General features: G+C 51.1%; 13 protein-coding genes and 1 tRNA gene. 12 read left to right on the forward strand and 2 right to left on the reverse strand.

Features of this window, described 5'->3' with window-relative positions; translation table 11 throughout:
• The first annotated feature begins 10 nt into the window (after positions 1 to 10).
• Genes QVG21_RS04885 through QVG21_RS04905 form a run of 5 tightly spaced genes read left to right on the forward strand, consistent with a single transcriptional unit; the run spans position 11 to position 8410 of the window.
• Complete coding sequence (locus QVG21_RS04885; protein WP_287922726.1) at positions 11 to 688, forward strand: hypothetical protein; 678 nt, start codon at positions 11 to 13, stop codon at positions 686 to 688.
• Between the two features lie 60 nt (positions 689 to 748).
• Entirely contained in the window at positions 749 to 5662 is a 4914-nt protein-coding gene (locus QVG21_RS04890) for a DEAD/DEAH box helicase (RefSeq protein WP_287922728.1), read from the forward strand.
• A 14-nt stretch (positions 5663 to 5676) separates the two neighbouring features.
• On the forward strand, positions 5677 to 6549 hold the full coding sequence (locus QVG21_RS04895) for a type II toxin-antitoxin system death-on-curing family toxin (RefSeq protein WP_287922730.1): 873 nt from the start codon (positions 5677 to 5679) through the stop codon (positions 6547 to 6549).
• Between the two features lie 5 nt (positions 6550 to 6554).
• Positions 6555 to 7673, forward strand: a complete 1119-nt coding sequence (tcmP, locus tag QVG21_RS04900; protein WP_287922732.1) for a three-Cys-motif partner protein TcmP — start codon at positions 6555 to 6557, stop codon at positions 7671 to 7673.
• A complete protein-coding gene (locus QVG21_RS04905) occupies positions 7673 to 8410 on the forward strand; it encodes a phage Gp37/Gp68 family protein (protein ID WP_287922734.1) in 738 nt (245 codons plus the stop codon). The genes tcmP and QVG21_RS04905 overlap by 1 nt, the downstream gene beginning before the upstream one ends.
• A gap of 90 nt (positions 8411 to 8500) precedes the next feature.
• On the opposite strand, the gene QVG21_RS04910 is transcribed toward QVG21_RS04905, so the two are convergent.
• Positions 8501 to 8571 (reverse strand) — tRNA-Cys (locus tag QVG21_RS04910).
• A gap of 231 nt (positions 8572 to 8802) precedes the next feature.
• Here QVG21_RS04910 and dprA point away from each other — a divergent pair.
• The 7 genes from dprA to QVG21_RS04945 all read left to right on the forward strand — a co-directional run bounded on the left by dprA (position 8803) and on the right by QVG21_RS04945 (position 14474).
• Entirely contained in the window at positions 8803 to 9903 is a 1101-nt protein-coding gene (gene dprA / locus QVG21_RS04915; RefSeq protein ID WP_287922736.1) for a DNA-processing protein DprA, read from the forward strand.
• Between the two features lie 57 nt (positions 9904 to 9960).
• Positions 9961 to 10776 (forward strand): TatD family hydrolase, encoded by an 816-nt coding sequence (locus QVG21_RS04920; RefSeq protein ID WP_287922738.1) that lies wholly within the window; start codon positions 9961 to 9963, stop codon positions 10774 to 10776.
• On the forward strand, positions 10773 to 11810 hold the full coding sequence (locus QVG21_RS04925) for an asparaginase (protein WP_251214911.1): 1038 nt from the start codon (positions 10773 to 10775) through the stop codon (positions 11808 to 11810). Before QVG21_RS04920 ends, QVG21_RS04925 begins: the two co-directional genes overlap by 4 nt.
• Positions 11811 to 12130: 320 nt before the next feature.
• The gene (locus QVG21_RS04930; protein WP_251214910.1) at positions 12131 to 12934 is read left to right on the forward strand and encodes a MotA/TolQ/ExbB proton channel family protein; all 804 of its coding nucleotides are present in this window, start codon (positions 12131 to 12133) and stop codon (positions 12932 to 12934) included.
• A gap of 30 nt (positions 12935 to 12964) precedes the next feature.
• Positions 12965 to 13384: a hypothetical protein gene (locus tag QVG21_RS04935; protein WP_251214909.1), complete on the forward strand. Its 420-nt coding sequence runs from the start codon at positions 12965 to 12967 to the stop codon at positions 13382 to 13384.
• 9 nt (positions 13385 to 13393) lie between these two features.
• Entirely contained in the window at positions 13394 to 13999 is a 606-nt protein-coding gene (locus QVG21_RS04940) for an ExbD/TolR family protein (protein ID WP_251214908.1), read from the forward strand.
• Between the two features lie 4 nt (positions 14000 to 14003).
• Complete coding sequence (locus QVG21_RS04945; protein ID WP_369808766.1) at positions 14004 to 14474, forward strand: ExbD/TolR family protein; 471 nt, start codon at positions 14004 to 14006, stop codon at positions 14472 to 14474.
• Positions 14475 to 15211: 737 nt separating this feature from the next.
• Here QVG21_RS04945 and rnhB read toward each other — a convergent pair.
• A complete protein-coding gene (gene rnhB / locus QVG21_RS04950; RefSeq protein ID WP_287922741.1) occupies positions 15212 to 15817 on the reverse strand; it encodes a ribonuclease HII in 606 nt (201 codons plus the stop codon).
• Positions 15818 to 15847: the final 30 nt, after the last annotated feature.

Genomic DNA, 15847 nt, shown 5'->3' on the forward strand with positions numbered 1-15847 from the left:
ACAATTTGTTATGAAAGAAAACAATATGATGTCTTACGAAATGTACGAAGACTTCAAGGACACAATGGTGAAAACCATCAAAGCCGAACTGTCGGCAAGAACTGCAAACAATAATCAATCGGGCGACAATGATCTACTCCAACGGATAGAGCAAATCGTTCACTCCGAACAAGAACAGCATCGGACGATAATAACCCAGCTTGCCGAAAAACTGGGAAGCATAGAACAAAACAACATAAAGGCTCAAGCAGGAATAGATAGCCTACAAGCAGCGGTCGAATCGATCAAAATCCCTGCCGAATTGCCGCCGAGAATCGTGCAGCGCAGAATATCGCTCGCCATTGAATCGAAAGGAGTATTCTGGACGATGATAGGCATGATATCGGCAATCGTACTGCTGTGCACGATGCTGTATTGGACTGCGAAACCCAATTACGACCGCATCGACAACGACCTGAAATACCGCTATATCAAAATGAAAGGCGAAGCGCTACCCGACCGCCTTGCTGAACTAGAAGAAGTCTTTGAGCTAAACCGCGACAACGCAAAAATCCGCCAAATGAAAAGAGATGTCGAAGAATACGAACGAACTATCCGCCGAAAAATCATACTTGAAGAACAAGCTAGACTGAAAGAACAGGAAGCAGAGAAACTCGACAACAAAGCGGCCAAATTGAGAGGAGAATAAATCTCCTCTTTTTATTTACAACGAATTTTGTTACCTTTGTTATATTAATATTTTATATAAATGGCAACTTTTATCGATATACTAAATAAATTCCGCAAGGAATCTTTTTCGCAAAAAGACAAAGGATTCCGTTTCGAGCGCTTGATGCAGGCTTATTTGAAGACAACGGCGCTTTATGCTCATCTTTTCGAGGAGGTGTGGTTGTGGATGGAATTTCCCTATCATAATCAATTCGGCGGTAAGGATATTGGAATTGATCTTGTTGCAAAAACATACACAGGAGATTATTGGGCGGTACAATGTAAATGTTACGCAGCAGATAGTTATATCGATAAACCATCTGTAGATTCTTTTTTGTCTACTTCTGGACGAAGTTTCGATATCAATGGCGAGTCGAAAACATTTTCTCAACGGTTGTGGATTTCGACCACGAACAAATGGAACGCAACTGCCGAGCAGACCATTAAAAACCAAAATCCGCCGGTTACTCGTCTCAATCTGATTGACCTTGACAACGATGCAGTAGATTGGGATGTTCTCGAAAAAGGCGTGTTCGGAGCATCTGCGAGAACTGTGCAGTTCAGTGTGTTGGACCATCAGAAAACAGCAATCGATAAAACGCACGAGTATTTCCAGATTAAAGGAACCAATCGGGGTAAACTGATTATGGCTTGCGGAACTGGTAAGACATTTACTTCGTTGAAGATTGCCGAAAATGAAACAGATAACAAAGGTCTGATCTTGTTTCTTGTTCCGTCTATCGCTTTATTGGGTCAGACGCTACGTGTGTGGAAAGCGCAATCGGCACAACCGCTTGAAGCAGTTTGCATTTGTTCTGATGCACAGGTGTCGAAGCAGGTGTCGAAGAATGATGACAGCTCGACTTTTGGCACAATAGACCTTGCATTGCCTGCAACAACCGATGTTCACGCCATTGTCCGCCAGTTGCGATATTTGAGAGATAAGCACCAGCAGGGAATGACGGTTGTGTTCTCCACCTACCAATCCATCGAGGTCGTCTCCAAAGCCCAGCACAAACTATTGGAAGAAACCGGCGGTGAATATGGCAAATTCGATCTTATTATCTGCGATGAAGCCCATCGTACTACGGGGGTTACTCTGAAAGATGACAATGAAAGCGCATTCGTAAAGGTTCATGACAACGACTTTTTGAAAACCGACAAACGAATCTATATGACCGCGACACCGCGTCTGTACACCGATGCGATGAAGGACAAGGCCAAGCAGAGCGATGCTGTTTTGTGTTCGATGGATGACAAATCGATGTACGGCGATGAAATTTATCGGATTGGCTTCGGTGAAGCGGTCGATAAGAAGCTGCTTACAGACTACAAGGTGCTGATTCTGGCGGTCGGCGACAAGGATATTACACCGGCGCTACGCAATGTACTGACGAGTGAGGACGGCACAATCGAAACAGACGATGCTGCGAAATTTGTCGGCTGCATCAATGCGCTTTCAAAACGGGTGTTGGGAGATGAAGGGCTGGTTAAGGATGCCGACCCGCTCCCGATGCGTCGTGCAGTGGCGTTCTGTCAGAATATCAAGAAGTCGAAAGAGACGGCAGAGATATTCTCATCTTGCAAGGAGAGTTATATGGCAGATGTTCCCGAAGATGAGAAGTTGCAATTGGTCGATGTCGCCGCCCGCCACGTGGACGGCACGATGTCGGCAACAGCGAGGGATGCGGCTCTGATGTGGCTTAAAGAGCAGCCCGAAAACGAACGGGAGTGCCGTATGCTGACCAATGCGCGCTGCTTGTCAGAGGGTGTTGATGTGCCGTCGCTGGATGCGGTGGTGTTTGTATCGGCCAAAAACTCGCAAGTCGATGTAGTGCAGTCTGTGGGGCGTGTAATGCGCCGCAGCGAGGGCAAGCAATACGGCTATATCATTATCCCTGTTGTCGTTCCTGCCGATGTAGAGGGAGACAAGGTGCTGGAAAATCATCCGAACTTCAAAGTCGTGTGGACGGTGTTGAACGCATTGCGCGCTCATGATGACCGTTTCAATGCGGAAGTAAACAAAATAGAACTGTCTAAAAAGAAACCGAAGAACATTGTCTTCGGAGGTGTCGGTGGTAGCGGAGATGACAATAGCACCGGCGACGGAACGCCTAAAAAGAGTGCCGTGCAGGTTATGGCCGAACAGTTGGCGCTGTCGTTCGACGAGTTGCAGAATGTCTTTTATGCCAAGCTGGTTACGAAAGTCGGCACGAAACGCTACTGGGAGCAGTGGGCACGCGATATTGCCCAAATAGCCGAACAGCATATCGAACGCATACGCCAGCTTATATCCGACAACGACCGCCACCGCAAAGCTTTCCAGCAGTTGATGCGAGGTTTGCGTCGCAATATCAATCCGAACCTGTCGGAACATGATGCTATCGAGATGCTGTCGCAGCACATTATTACGCGACCGGTGTTCGAAGCTCTGTTCGAAAACTACGAGTTTGCAAAGAACAATCCTGTATCGAAATCGATGCAGCAAATGCTCAATTTGCTGGATGACGAAGCCAAGACGGAAGAGGAGCACGAGAAACTGCAAAAGTTCTACGATTATGTACGCACTACGGTCGGCAATATTGAGGATGCGGCAGGCCGTCAGCGTATAATCGTCGAGCTGTACGACAAATTCTTCAAGACGGCATCGCCGAAGACGGTCGAGAAGCTGGGCATCGTCTATACTCCCGTCGAGGTCGTGGATTTCATCATCCGTTCGGTCGGATATATCATTCAGAAGGAGTTCGGGCGCACCCTCTCCGACGAGAATGTACATATCCTCGACCCGTTCACCGGCACGGGAACATTCATTACACGGCTGTTGCAGAGCGGTCTGATCAGCCGCGATGCGCTGGAACGCAAATATCGCAGTGAAATCCATGCGAACGAGATTGTGCTGATGGCCTATTATATCGCATCCATCAACATCGAAAATGTCTATCATGATCTGATGGGAGCCAATGCGGAATATCGTTCTTTCGACGGTATCTGCCTGACCGATACATTCCAGCTGGGCGAGGAAGCGTCGGAAGAAAATCTCTATTCCGAGCAGTTCCCGATTAACTCAAAACGAGTGATCGAACAAAAGAAGAAACGGATAACCGTCATCGTCGGCAATCCGCCCTATTCCATCGGTCAGAAATCGGCCAACGACAATGCACAGAACCAGACATACAAGACTCTTGAGTCCCGCATCGAAAACACCTATGTCGCCCAATCGACAGCCGCCCTCAACAAATCGGCTTACGATAGTTATATCAAGGCTTTCCGCTGGGCATCGGACCGGATCGACGATAAAGACGGCGGCGTAATAGGCTTTGTCACTAACGGCGCATGGCTCGACGCCAATGGATTGGACGGCATGAGAAAGTGCCTTGAAAAGGAATTTTCATCCGTTTATGTATTCAATCTGCGAGGCAACCAACGAACCAGCGGTGAATTATCCCGCAAAGAAGGCGGTAAAATTTTCGGTTCGGGGTCCCGCACACCGATTGCCATAACCATATTGGTCAAGCGGCCCAAAGAGGCGAATCAGAAAGCACGGATATTCTATCGTGATATCGGCGATTATCTGTCGAGAGAGGATAAATTGCGCATAATTCGCAATCTGACGGATATAAGCAATCCGGCGATGCTGTGGTCGGCTATCGTACCCAACGAACACGGCGACTGGCTCAACAAGCGCAGCGAATTGTTCAAACTCTACACCCCGCTGGAGCCTGAAAAGAAATTCAATCAGAAATCAAAAACAGTTTTCAATACATTCGCTATTGGGTTGGCATCCAATAGAGACACATGGGTTTACAATTTTTCCAAGCAGGCGGTCGGAAAAAACATGAGTGCAATGATCAATTTCTATAATCGACAGCAGCACGCATATCAACAAGCCATAAAACAAAATCCCGATTTATTGGTAGAAGAATTTATCGATACGGATCCGACAAAAATCAGCTGGACAAGATCTTTGCGTAATAGTATTAGAAAAAAACATGATTATGTATATTCGGATAAGAAATTGCGTATAGGGATTTATCGTCCATTTCAAAAACAATGTTTGTACTTTGCATCGGAATTCAATGAAGCAATTGGATTAAGCCCCAAGCTGTTTCCTACGCCCAAACACGGGAATTTGGTAATTTGTATTTCCTGTATTAGTGCTAATAACGGGCTATCTGTTATATTAACAGATTGTATTACGGATTTGCATTGTGTGGGAGACACTCAATGTTTCCCATTATACTGGTACGACGACAGCACGGCAGATATTGCCGACCTCTTCTCAGCCCCGCAGAGCGAGATGGACCGCTATACCCGACGCGACGGCGTGACCGACTGGATTCTTTCGACTGCTCGTAAACAATACGGCAGCAAGGTCGGCAAAGAGGATATTTTCTATTATGTTTACGGTATCCTTCACTCGCCCGAATACCGTTCCGCCTTTGCCGCAGACCTCAAAAAATCGTTACCTCGGCTTCCGTTGGTGGATTCTGCCGATGATTTTTGGGCATTCAGCAAAGCCGGTCGCGACCTTGCAGAGCTCCACCTCAATTACGAGACGGTCGAGCCATACAAAGGCTGTCTGCTGGTATATGGCGCAAATACCAATCGGGGCGATGGCATGAACTATCGTGTCGAGAAGATGCGTTTCGGCAAACTCGACAGCAAAACGCCCGACAAGACGAAGATACATTACAACCAGCATATCACTGTCGAGGGCATTCCATTGGAGGCATACGATTATGTAGTAAACGGCAAATCTGCAATAGAGTGGATAATGGAGCGTTACGCGGTTGCCGTAAACAAAGACAGCGGCATCCGCAACGACCCGAACGATTGGGCTGCGGAACATAACGACGAAAAATATATTCTCAATCTGCTGTTGCGCATCATTACTGTTTCCCTCGAAACGATAAAAATTGTCAAGGCTTTGCCTAAATTGAAATTTGAAGAGTAATTTATTGTATTTATATGGAACATATTAGGAAAGAATTATTAGAGGATTACGAACGGGTTTGTAAAACATATAATACGAAAAAGAACACTTGTAATGGTTGTGTAATTACTGAAAATGATGTCTTACGAGCACACTATTTAATATCTGACTATTTTCTCGACGAAGAAGAAGTTTTATTTGGTGTAAAAAACTATGGCCTGCTATCTTCTGCGGTACATCGACAGGTTACAAGTTATGGTGGTGTTGATAAATGGACGACAGACTACCAAAAAATGGCAACACTACTATATGGTTTAGTGAAAAATCATGCGTTTCATGACGGGAATAAACGCACTGCTTTGTTAGTATTGTTGCTATATATGGATAGAGAAAGACTGCAATTACGAAAACAGAAATCAAAATTAGAAACATTAGTTGTGCGTATAGCGGCAAATACATTGGATGAGTATGGTTCATATCAGAGATATCAAAATAGCGAGGAGCCAGAAATCATGTTTATCGCGGATTTACTCAAGCATTACACCAGTCCTGTAAACAAACGTTATTATCCTATTACTTTTGCTGAATTTAATCAAAGACTCAATCGTTTTAATGTAAAACTTGATAATCCTAAAGGAAACTATATTGGTGTATATCAACACCAAACAAAAGAATCTAAACTATTTGGATTGATAAAAGGTAAATCTGAATATGTAAAAATTTTTGACATAGGATTCCCGGGTTGGAAACGGCAAATTAACCCAAGAGCATTTAAAGAAGCTCTAAAGGCTGCCCATTTAACTGCTAAATATGGTATTGATTCAGACGTTTTTTACAATGGAGAAGAGCCTATGTACGCTCTCATTGATGAATATCGAGAACCTTTAGCTCGATTAAAAGATGAATAATAACTATGGCTATCATTAATCACCATAGTAAGCCTTTCGATGAAGGTACATTAACTAAGTTGGAACTATTCGAGGATTATGCCAAAGAGTGGATTCCGACATTTGTCATGAGTACCCATAAGAATATTTGGATCTTTGATTTCTTTGCTGGCCCAGGTTATGATCTCAATGGTATTCCCGGTAGTCCTATTCGCTTACTTGCCCAAATTGATAGTCAGGTTGGGAATATTTTCCAACAAAAAGTTAAAGTTAATGTTTGCTTTAATGAATTCGACAAAAACAAACACGATTTATTAAAAACTGCGTGTGATGATTATATTGCCACACATGCCAATTTGCAGCGAGCCAAAGATTGCAAATATTTACGGATTGAATACCGCAACTGTGATTTAGCAGAGCTATTTCCGAAAACCATTTCAACAATAGAAAAATATCCTTCATTGGTTTATTTGGATCAGAATGGTGTGAAATTTTTAGCAGATACTTATTTGTTGGAATTAGAGAAGTCTGATACCACTGATTTCCTATATTATGTTTCATCATCGTATATCTTGAGATTTGGCAATACGCCTGAGTTTCAGAGTTGTCTATCTATAGATGTTGCCAAAGCAAAATCTCAACCATATAAATATATTCATCAAGAATTGTTAAATCAGTTGAGGGCAAAATTGCCAGTTGATACCAAATTGTCATTATATCCATTTACCATAAAAAAACGGACCAATGTGTATGGAGTAATTTTCGGTGCATCTCATCCACGAGGTGTCGAAAAATTCTTACGAACAGCATGGAACAGAAATACTCAAAATGGTGCTGCTAACTTTGATATCGACGATGATGCTCAGAAAATACAATTAGATATATTCGAAGGAAAGCAACCTAATAAAATAGAGAAGTTTCAGCAAATGCTACGCAGTGAGATACTAAATGGACGAGTGATAAGCAATAAACAAGCTTTTGATTTCACCATACAACAAGGGCACATAACCCCTCATGCTACAGAAGTTGTGCGAGAACTTAAACGAAAGAAAATTATTACATATGATGCAAAACAGCCTCTTATTTCGTATGAAAATACTTACGGTAAAAATAAGCGGATCATTGCTTACAAATTAGTGAAATAATGAGAACGACCAAAATAGAGTGGACTGAAAGGACGTGGAATCCGGTTACTGGTTGTACAAAGATATCTGCTGGCTGCGAACATTGCTATGCTGAAACAATGTCTCGCAGATTGTGTGCAATGGGTAATTCTAAATATACGAATGGATTTCAATCTACAATGCATCCGGAGGATTTAGTTGAACCAATGAGGTGGAAAAAGCCATCGACGATTTTCGTATGTTCCATGAGCGATCTTTTTCATCCAGACGTACCATTTGATTTCATTGATAAAGTATTCGGAGTAATTAGGAATACACCGCAGCATAATTATCAAATCTTGACCAAACGGGCCGAACGGATGGCCGAATATTTTTCAACTCGTGTTATTCCGAGTAATGTATGGATTGGTGTGACAGTTGAAGCCGTAAAAACAAAAAATCGCATAGATTATATACGAAACCTAAAAGCTACTGTTCGATTCATTTCTTGCGAACCGTTACTCGAAGATTTGGGAGAGTTAAATCTTAATGGTATAAATTGGATTATTGTCGGAGGAGAAAGCGGAGTGCAGGCACGACCTATGAAAGAAGAGTGGGTCTTGAATATCAAACGACAAGCCGAAGCAAATCACATTCCATTTTTCTTTAAACAATGGGGGACATGGAGTGCAGATGGAGTTAAAAGTAATAAAAAAGTTAATGGAAAACTATTGCACGGGATAGTTATTCAGAATATGCCAACAATAAAAAAGGCATAATCTTTACATTCATTCTTGCGGTTGCCGTACAAATACCGTACAAAACAAAAAGAAAACCGCGCTACAGTAATCTGCAACGCGGTTTCGATGAGGTCTGAAGCGGATTCGAACCGCTGTACAAGGTTTTGCAGACCTTTGCCTAACCACTCGGCCATCAGACCAAAACATGTCCCGCGGACCAGCCCATGCGAAACGCTGCGGCCCAACGGGAATGCAAATATACGAACAATTCTGCAAAAAGCAAATCTTTCGCCGAAAAGGGCCAATATATTTTTCTGTTTCATACAAATGGAGTATCTTTACATAGGATAGGTTGCCCCGACAGCGGCCCGAAGCCCCAAAGCGTTCGGCCGCCGCAACCGACCCAGAAGCACCATTTATTAATAGCCGCCATGACCATCGAAGACATCGCCTTGCAGTTCACGCCCGGAATCGGGGTGAAAGGCGCCGTGCATCTGTTGGAGTGCTTCGGGTCGGCAGAGCGGATTTTCGCGGCGGCAGAAGAAGAGTTGACCCTCCGGGCCGAGCTGCGGCCCGACCTCGCCCGGCAAATCGTTCGGCGCGCCGGATTCTCCTCCGCCGAAAAGGAGTTGAAATATTGCCGCAAGCACGGCATCATCCCCATCGCATCGACCGACCCCGAGTACCCGCCACTCCTGCGCGAGATTCCCGATTACCCGCATGTCATCTACGTGCAGGGGAATCCGCAGCGGCTCGCCGAGCGTTGTCTCTCCGTCGTCGGCACCCGCGCAGTCACTCCTTACGGGCAGGTCGTGTGCAGCAGGCTCATCGAGCGGCTCGCCGAGCGGGTTCCCCGGCTCACGATCGTCTCCGGGCTCGCTTTCGGCATCGACGCCGCCGCGCATAGGGCGGCCCTTGGGGCCGAAGTCCCCACCGTCGGCGTCCTGCCGTGTTCCCTGCCGAACATCGTCCCCGCCCACCATACGGCCATCGCCCGCGACATGCTCGACCACGGCGGCGCCCTCGTCACCGAGTTGAGTAGCCAAACACGGCAGTACGGCACCGCCTACATCGCCCGCAACCGCATCATCGCCGCCCTCAGCGCCGGGTGCGTCATCGTCGAGTCGCCCGACAGCGGCGGGTCGCTCGTCACGGCCCGGCTTGCCGACGAGTACCACCGTTCGGTCATGGCCGTTCCGGGCCGCGTCACCGACCGTTCGTCCGCCGGAACCAATTTTCTGATTCGCAGCCGTAAGGCGCAGGCCGTCCTCTCGGCTGAGGACATCATCGTCGAGCTGGGTTGGGATTTGGAGCCCGAGCCCGCGGTTCTCCGTCCTCAGTCCGAGCCGCAGCCCCTCACTCCCGACGAGACCCGCCTGCTCGCCTGTTTCACCACCTCCGACCCGTTTTCTATCGAGACCCTGCGCGAGCTCTCCGGGTTCGAGCCCGGCGAGTTGGCCGCCTTGTTGCTCGGGCTCGAGCTCGCAGGCGCCCTGCGGCAGCTGCCCGGCAATCGGTACATGAAATTGTGACCCGGCGGCTCGGCTTCCGGATTTTTTCCTAATTTTGTGGTCATGAATCCGCCGTCCATGTTTTTGACCGACACCCATTGCCACCTCTACGAGCCCGAATTCGACACCGACCGCGACGCGGTCTTCGCCCGGGCCGTCGAAGCGGGGGTCGGGCGGTTCGTGCTCCCGGCCATCGATTCCGCCAGCCATCGGCAGCTGTTCGCCTTTTGCCGCCGCCACCCCGACCGTTGTTTTCCCATGATGGGTTTGCATCCCACGTCGGTCAACGACAATCCCCGTTGGCGCGAGGAGCTGGACCGGGTCGGGCAGTATCTGAAAAATCCGCCGGAGGGAATCGCCGGATTCTGCGCCCTCGGTGAAATCGGGCTCGATTTTTATTGGTCGGCCGATTTCCGCAGCGAGCAGACCGAAGCGTTCCGCCGCCAGTGCGAATGGGCCCTGGAGTTCGGCCTGCCCATCGCCGTGCATACACGCAACGCGTGGCCCGAGATGCTCGCCATCGTCGAGGAGTTCCGCGGCAGCGGGCTGCGGGGCGTTTTCCACGCGTTCGGCGAGGACGCCGCGACTTACGAAAGGCTCAGGGCCTGCGGCGATTTTCTTTTCGGCATCGGCGGGGTCGTCACCTTCAAAAACAGCCGTCTCGCCGACACCGTGCGCTGCATGGAGCCCGGCGACCTCGTGCTCGAAACCGACTGCCCCTACCTCACCCCGGCACCCCACCGGGGCAAGCGCAACGAACCCGCTTACCTTACCTATATATGCGCCAAGGTCGCCGAATTGAAAAACACGACCCCCGAGCGCATCGCCGCCATAACTTCCGCCAACGCCGAGCGCATGTTCGGTCTCCGTTCCCCGCAAACCGTGCTGCCATGAACAGTTCCAAATCCTCGATTCTGATTATCTACACCGGAGGTACCATCGGCATGAAGACCGACGCCGAAACGGGTGCCCTCGTGCCGTTCGACTTCAGCGCCATCTACGACGAGTTCCCCTCGCTCAAGCGGCTCAATGTCGACATCGACGTGCAGACCATGTCGCCCGTCATAGATTCTTCCAACGTGGCTCCCGCCAACTGGCTCGCGTTGGCCGGGATCATCCGCGACAACTACGCCCGTTACGACGGCTTCGTCGTCCTGCACGGCACCGACACCATGTCCTACACCGCTTCGGCCTTGAGTTTTCTGTTCGAGAACCTCGCCAAGCCCGTGGTTTTCACCGGGAGCCAGATTCCCATCGGCGTCCTGCGTACCGACGGCCGCGAGAACCTCATCACGGCCATCGAAATCGCCGGGGCCCGCCGCGGCGGCCAGCCCGCCGTGCCCGAGGTGTCGCTCTATTTCCAGAACCAGCTTTTCCGCGCCAACCGCACCACCAAGCGCAGCGCCGAAGCGCTCAGCGCGTTCCGGTCCTACAATTATCCGCCCCTGGCCGAGGTGGGTGTCAACATCGCCTATAACTTCCCGGCCATCCTCCGGCCCGATTCCGCCGACCCCGAACTGCGCGTCGCCGGCCGGCTGGCCGACGGCATCGTCGTCATCAAGCTCTTCCCGGGACTCAGCGAGCAGATTCTGCGTTCGATGCTCTCCGCTCCCGGGCTGCGGGCCGTCGTGCTGGAGACCTTCGGCGCGGGCAACGCACCCACAAGCGAGTGGTTCATCCGCGTGCTCCACGAAGCCATCCAGCGTGGCGTCATCATCCTCAACATCACCCAGTGCGGCGGCGGCAGGGTCTCGATGGAGCTCTACGAAACGGGGCTCCGGCTCCAAAAGGCGGGGGTGCTCTGCGGCTACGACATGACCACCGAAGCCGCCGTCGCCAAACTCATGTACGTGCTGGGACTCGGACTGCCCGACGAGGAGTGCCGCGCACTGCTGCGCCGACCCCTGCGCGGAGAATTTACGGCATAGGCCGTTGCATAAACCAAAATTTTTCTCTATATTTCGCACTGATAATGTGCCGTATTCCGGTCGAAAACGGAGGGATTCGGCGCAGGATACAGAGTGTAAAATATTATAAAACTGATAGTTGCACAGCCCCGAATCCGTCGTTCCGGAAGCGGGGATTCGCACACGGAGCCGACGGGCCGAACCGGTTTTTTCTGCTCCGGACCGGATTTTCCGGCAGGCGCGAAGACAAAAAACGGCCTTTTCCGCAAAAAAGACCGAACGAGGGAAACGAACTTTAAGAAAAAGACAACCTAATCAAATCAATTATCAAACACACCACTATGAAAAAACTTTTTTTGATTCTGTCGGTGGCCCTCTTCTCGCTGGGCACCGTGAATGCGTTCGCGCAGGAAGCTGAGGCCGTGGCCGCAGCCGAACAGACCGAAGCGGTTGCCGACGAGGCAGTGGCCGAAGCCGAGACCGCCGTTGCTGCCGAAACCGAAATCGCAGGCGAGAGCATGCACCACATTCTGATGCAGAAGTTCCTCGAAGGCGGCTGGGGCTGGATGCTGCCCGTGCTGCTCTGCTTGGTGATCGGTCTGGCCGTAGCCATCGAGCGTATCCTGTTCCTCTCGCTCTCGACCATCAACTCCAAGAAGTTCATCACCGCTCTTGAGGAGGCTCTCCGGAACGGCGGCATCGAAGCTGCCAAGGACGTTTGCCGCAACACGCGCGGTCCCATCGCTTCGATCTACTACCAGGGTCTCGACCGCTACGACCAGGGTCTCGACGCCGTAGAGAAAGCCGTCGTATCGTACGGTTCGGTTCAGACGGGCCAGATGGAATCGGGTCTTTCGTGGATCGGTCTGTTCATCGCCCTCTCACCGATGTTGGGCTTCATGGGTACCGTAGTAGGTATGATCGGTGCGTTCGACGCCATCCAGGCTGCCGGCGACATCAGCCCGACGCTCGTGGCAGGCGGTATCAAGGTCGCCCTGCTGACCACCCTCATGGGTCTTATCGCTGCGGTTATTCTTCAGCTGTTCTACAACTACATCGTCTCCAAGATCGACTCGCTGGTGAACGATATGGAGGATTCGTCGATCACGCTGATGGACATCCTCACCGCCTACAGCAAGAAATAATCCCCAACCACAACAGCAGTTCATGCAATTATGAAAAAGATTCTTAACATATTGCTGGGCGTTCTGATGGCCATCACCGCGGTTCTTCTGATCTACGCGGTTGCCACGGGCGGCTCGGAAGCAGCCATCGGCGCGAACCTCATCTGGGGATACTTCCTCTTCGTGTTCGCCATCGCCGCTGCGCTCTTCTGCGCCATCTTCGGCATGATTCAGAACCCGGCAGGCATCAAGGGAACCATCATTTCCGTAGCGTTGATCCTCGTTATCGTGGGTGCGTCGTACGCCTATTCGGCCAGCCACACGGTCAACATCATCGACCTGCAGAACAACGGGTTCTTCGGCCACGGCGAGACCGTCATTACCGAAACGAGCATCCTGGTGACTTACGTCGCCTTCGTCGCCGCGTTCCTGACGGCCATCGTTACGGAAATCCGGGGCGCCTTCAAATAATCGTAACCCATGGCAACGGATAAAAGAAAAGTACAGGAAATCAACGCCGGTTCGATGGCCGACATTGCCTTCTTGCTGCTGATTTTCTTCCTGGTCGCCACTACCATGAACACCGACACGGGTCTTGCGCGCATGCTGCCGCCGATTCCTCCCGAGGATCAGAAACAGGAGGAAATCAAGGTCAAGGAGCGCAACCTCTTTCTGGTGCTTATCAACGGTAGCGGTCAGATCATGGCAGGTCAGCCCGGCAAGCAGGAGTTCATCGAGCTCCGCCAGCTGAAGGAGAAGACCAAGGAGTTCATCCTCAACCCGCTGAGCACCGAGGACCTGCCCGAAAAGGAGGAGAAGGAATTCGACCTCCCCGACGGCAGCAAGTGGGTCTATCCCGTGAGCATGGGCGTGGTTTCGCTGCAAACCACCCGCGACACGGGTTACCAGCCCTACATCATGGTCCAGAACGAACTGGCCCGCGCTTTCAACGAAATCCGCGACGAGGTGGCCATGCGCAAGTTCGGCGACAAGTTCGATTCGCTGACGCCCGAGCAGCGCGACATCATCACCAAGGCCGTTCCTCTGAAGATTTCGGAAGCCGAGCCGCGAACCATCAAGAAGTAAGATTATGGCAGTAATGAAAAAGAAGGGCAACAAAGGCTTGCCCCCCATTTCGACAGCGTCGCTCCCCGACGTGATCTTCATGATCCTCTTCTTCTTCATGGTCTCCACGACCATGCGCGACCAGGAGCTGTTGGTGCGCTACAAGCTCCCCGAAGCTACCGAGGTGCAGAAGCTCGAAAAGAAGTCGCTCGTGAGCTACATCCATATCGGGCAGCCGTCACTGGCCATGCAGGCCAAGTTCGGTACTGCGCCGCGTATCCAGCTCAACGATTCCTACAAGACTACCAAGGACATCCTCGACTTCGTCGCCGCCGAGCGCGACAAGCTCAGCGAGGCCGACCGTGCCCTGATGACCATCTGTCTCAAGGCCGACGGTACCACCAAGATGGGTATCGTCACCGACGTCAAGCAGGAGCTTCGCCGGGCCAATGCCCTGAAGATTTCCTACGCGGCTTCCAAGTCGCTGGGTTATTAGGTCTTACACTCCCTGTTTACAACGGGCCCCGTTCTTGGGGCCCGTTGTTTTTTGTATCGATGCACAGCGGAGAAAAGCCGGATACGGATTTCGCACTTTCAAACCCTCTTTCGAGGGTTTGCCATGTTGGCTCGATGAATGAGGAGCCCGGCTCGCGCTTGGAGCGCAACCGCCCCAGCCGGGCCCGCGAACGGCTGCGGTTGGTCTTTTCACCTTTCACTTTCTACTTTTCACTTTAATAAAAACAGCCCGTAGATGCTGGACGCAGCGCACGGAGAGGCCGTTGGCCCGGTTGTGCCCATTCAACGGGTTCACGTTGTCCGCCCGGCAGTGCAGGCCGCCAACGTTCAGATTGCCCGCGGCGTAGGAAGACGAAGACCAAACATTGCCGTGCTCGCCGACGACGATCAAGGCTCCCGTCTCACGGTTGCGGGCGCCCGCAGCAGGGTGCATTGGCAATCGCTCGGTTGAATATGCCGGAGAAGTCCTCGGCGGACAGCTCCGGCACAGACTGGATTGAACAGCTGGCGGTCCCTGAAACGTTGGAGCTGAAGCCCGAAACGTTTCGGCACGTCGGCATCGCCGCCAGCGGATTGCTGAATCTACCCGACCTCGCTGGTCGCACCGTTCCGACAAGCCGAAGGTGCGCAGAAATGAACCGTAGCCCATACCATTCCGGGTCAGCAGGCTGTTTTTATGTTGTCCGGAGAGACTTCCGGCTGTCGCCGAAACCCCGCTCACGCTCCGAACGGAAGTTCCAGCTGGTCGATTTCGTGGTTGAAAGACAATCGGTGGTGGGGCGTCAGCCCATGTTCGCGAATCGCCAGCCGGTGTTCGCGCGTCGGATAACCCTTGTTCTTCAGCCAGCCGTACTGCGGGAATTCTTCGGCCAGCCGCCGCATGTATTCGTCGCGGTGCGTCTTGGCCAGCACCGAAGCCGCCGCGATGTCGGCATACTTGCCGTCGCCCTTCACGATGCACTTGTAGGGCAGTTCGAGCCGCGTGCGGAAACGGTTGCCGTCGATAGCCAGAAATCCCGGCTGCGGGTCGAGCCGCGCAACGGCCAGCGACATCCCCTCGAACGAAGCGTTCAAGATGTTGATTTCGTCGATACGCTCCGGCGGCACGGCCTCCACGGCCCATGCCACCGCTTCGCGCTCGATGATTTCGCGCAGCCGGTCGCGGTTGCGCTCGGTCATCTGCTTGGAATCGTTGAGCAGCGGGTCGCGGAACCCGGGCGGCAGCATGACCGCCGCCGCGAAGACCGGACCGGCCAGACACCCCCGCCCCGCTTCGTCGCAGCCCGCTTCGGGAAAATCATATTGATATTGCGTATCGAGCATACGACAAATTTACGAACTTTTTCCGTATTT

This window comes from Alistipes sp. UBA6068, assembly GCF_949428155.1.
In the GTDB taxonomy this organism is placed as follows: domain Bacteria; phylum Bacteroidota; class Bacteroidia; order Bacteroidales; family Rikenellaceae; genus Alistipes; species Alistipes muris.